We start from the raw sequence: 2,248 nt of genomic DNA, 5'->3' as shown, positions 1-2,248 counted from the left end.
TTGTTTTTCGCGCTGGTCGAAGCGCCAGTAAAGGCTGGCGCTGACGCTTTCCAACTGGCTATAGACCTACTTTTTCGCCTGAAGATAGTCTTCCTGACGGCGTGCGGCGCGGTGCATCTCCTCATGGGTCGGGATACCGCGATCGATCGGCAGTAAGGGCTTATCGTTCCACGGTTAGGCCCCCGCGCGTGGGTAAACGTGAGTGCAGCAGGATTATTACTGGTCATCGCCGCCCTCCCGCGGTGACTCAAAGGCCGCAAACAGGCCACGCGCGCTCAGCTCTTGATGAATGGCGCCAAGGTCATCGGCTAGCTAGGAAAAAACAAACGGCAGGTAATATTGATTCAGTCCATTAGGGGGACGGGTATGCAGATCGAGAAAGAGCCAGCGGGTGGTTTCACGCGCGCGGTGCAGCCTGCGGTAACAGTCAAGGGACGGGGTTTCAGGTAAAGCACGGGGGGGGGTAGCAACCATAGCGGCGGCCTCTCTTGTAAGGTTTTGCAACCTCACCACCCCGCTGCTAAACAGGGTGGTGAGACGTAACAGGGTTAGCAGACCGGCACAAGAGAACCCGGCGAGCGCATGCGCTCCCCCGTTACGCCCCACCATAATCTGGGCGCAACTGTGGTATTGACGGACGTAAAAAAACCGCAAAGAGAAATAGCGGTCGTCCGCTCTTGTTTCCGTGCTGCTAAACCCAACATCTACTTTTGTCGATGTCGTGCTAGCATAGCGCCGGGTGGCGGGCAAAAACAAGGGATTTTTCACGTTCATCAACCTCTCTCCTATCAAAAGACCTGTCAGGCAGCCGTAGCCGCTAGGGGTGAAGCGCTACACGCTCGGGCAGATAAGGTGGCAATGATTTCCCCAGCGTTACCCCGGCCGACCCCCTTGCTGGCGACGCTGTAATGGGTGTGCGTGTAGTGAAACGTAAAGCCCCGATAAGCGGCATGCGTCCTAGGGGTGCCAGAGAGCACAACGGGCGCACCCCGCCGCCGGTTGACTTCCATCAGCGCATCAGCCAGTGCCTGATGCGCGTCGTCCTGAAACGGCTTAATGTAATATCCTGCGAAGCCGGTTCTGTCCTCATGCGGGAAATAAGGCGGATCGGCATAAACAACGCAGTGTTCATCTACATGAAACGCCAATGTTTCCTCAAAGGGCAGGCAGACAAACCGGGTATGGGTATCGCGCGCCTTTTCGGCGAACAGGTGGATTTCCGTTTCAGGGAAATACGGCTTTTTGTAACGACCATACGGGACATTAAATTTGTCACACAGGTTGTAGCGGCACAGGCCGTTGTAGCCATTGCGATTCAAGTACAGGAACACGGCAGCACGCTCAATCCCCACGAACACTCGCCACTGGTTGAAGTCGGCACGCGAGCGGTAATAGTCTTCGTGGTTATTGTTGTGTCTGAACAGGGGTAGCGCGGCCCGTATAACGCTTTCAGGTGCATCCATCACCGCCTGGTAGAAGTTAATCAGGTCGGGATTGATATCGGCCAGCACATAGCGGCGGTGATCGGTATTGAGAAAGACCGATGCGCCACCCACAAACGGCTCAACCAGACAATCCGCCGTTGACAGCAAAGGCCTTAAGCGTGGCATCAGACGAGACTTTCAGCCTGCCCATTTCAAGATCGGTTTCATGCTTTCCTCCTGCTGTCGTGTCTGTGTTTACGCTCATTGGTTTCCTGGCAGGTCACGCAGTACTGCACGCCCTGAACCGCACGGCGGCGGGCTGGCGGGATGCGTGCATCACACCGGACACAGCGCACCCGCGAAACCGCACTGTGTCTGGATAACGCGCGGAAAATATGGCGATGACGCGCTTCTTCCTCGTGCCACTGGATAACATCCATTGCATCGGGCATCAGCGGCTCTCCTGCGCGTTGTTCTGGATACGCTGTGCGACATCTCGCAGCAGTTCGGCAGCATCAATACTGCCCAGTCTGTTACCGGTGATATGCAGAGCCAGCCTTTCCAGGCGAGCGGCGAACACGTCGGCACACCCCCGGCGTTCATCCATCCGTGCCTCGTTCAACAGCAGGTTAACGCCGGTGGCGTCCAGGAAGGCTCTGGAGGTACGGGTTTTAGTCTTTCGCAGGCTTTGTTGAATAAATAGAACTTTTGGGTAATCATCGGAGCAGATCACCACAGTTGTTTCAAAATCAGGTCTCCATGGCAAAACAAAATTTTAAAATCACCAACTGGCCCTCTTATAACAAGGCCCTCAAGCAGCGCGG

The 2,248-nt window shown here is 55.7% G+C and carries 4 protein-coding genes; all 4 read right to left on the bottom strand.

What is annotated here, in order from left to right; translation table 11 throughout:
* Positions 1-312: 312 nt before the first annotated feature.
* From QZ506_RS12090 to QZ506_RS12075, 4 genes are read right to left on the bottom strand one after another with little or no spacing between them, the layout of a single operon-like run.
* Complete coding sequence (locus tag QZ506_RS12090) at positions 313-774, bottom strand: hypothetical protein (protein ID WP_291971330.1); 462 nt, start codon at positions 772-774, stop codon at positions 313-315.
* A gap of 26 nt (positions 775-800) precedes the next feature.
* Positions 801-1,610 (bottom strand): Dam family site-specific DNA-(adenine-N6)-methyltransferase, encoded by an 810-nt coding sequence (locus tag QZ506_RS12085; RefSeq protein ID WP_291971328.1) that lies wholly within the window; start codon positions 1,608-1,610, stop codon positions 801-803.
* Positions 1,611-1,648: 38 nt separating this feature from the next.
* The gene (locus QZ506_RS12080) at positions 1,649-1,876 is read right to left on the bottom strand and encodes a TraR/DksA C4-type zinc finger protein (RefSeq protein ID WP_291971326.1); all 228 of its coding nucleotides are present in this window, start codon (positions 1,874-1,876) and stop codon (positions 1,649-1,651) included.
* Complete coding sequence (locus tag QZ506_RS12075; protein WP_291971332.1) at positions 1,876-2,109, bottom strand: DUF2732 family protein; 234 nt, start codon at positions 2,107-2,109, stop codon at positions 1,876-1,878. The genes QZ506_RS12080 and QZ506_RS12075 overlap by 1 nt, the downstream gene beginning before the upstream one ends.
* Positions 2,110-2,248: the final 139 nt, after the last annotated feature.

It is taken from the genome of Candidatus Symbiopectobacterium sp. (assembly GCF_020054415.1).
Classification (GTDB): domain Bacteria; phylum Pseudomonadota; class Gammaproteobacteria; order Enterobacterales; family Enterobacteriaceae; genus Symbiopectobacterium.
Note: the sequence above shows the minus strand (reverse complement) of the source record. Positions and strands in the feature narration are given on the sequence as shown.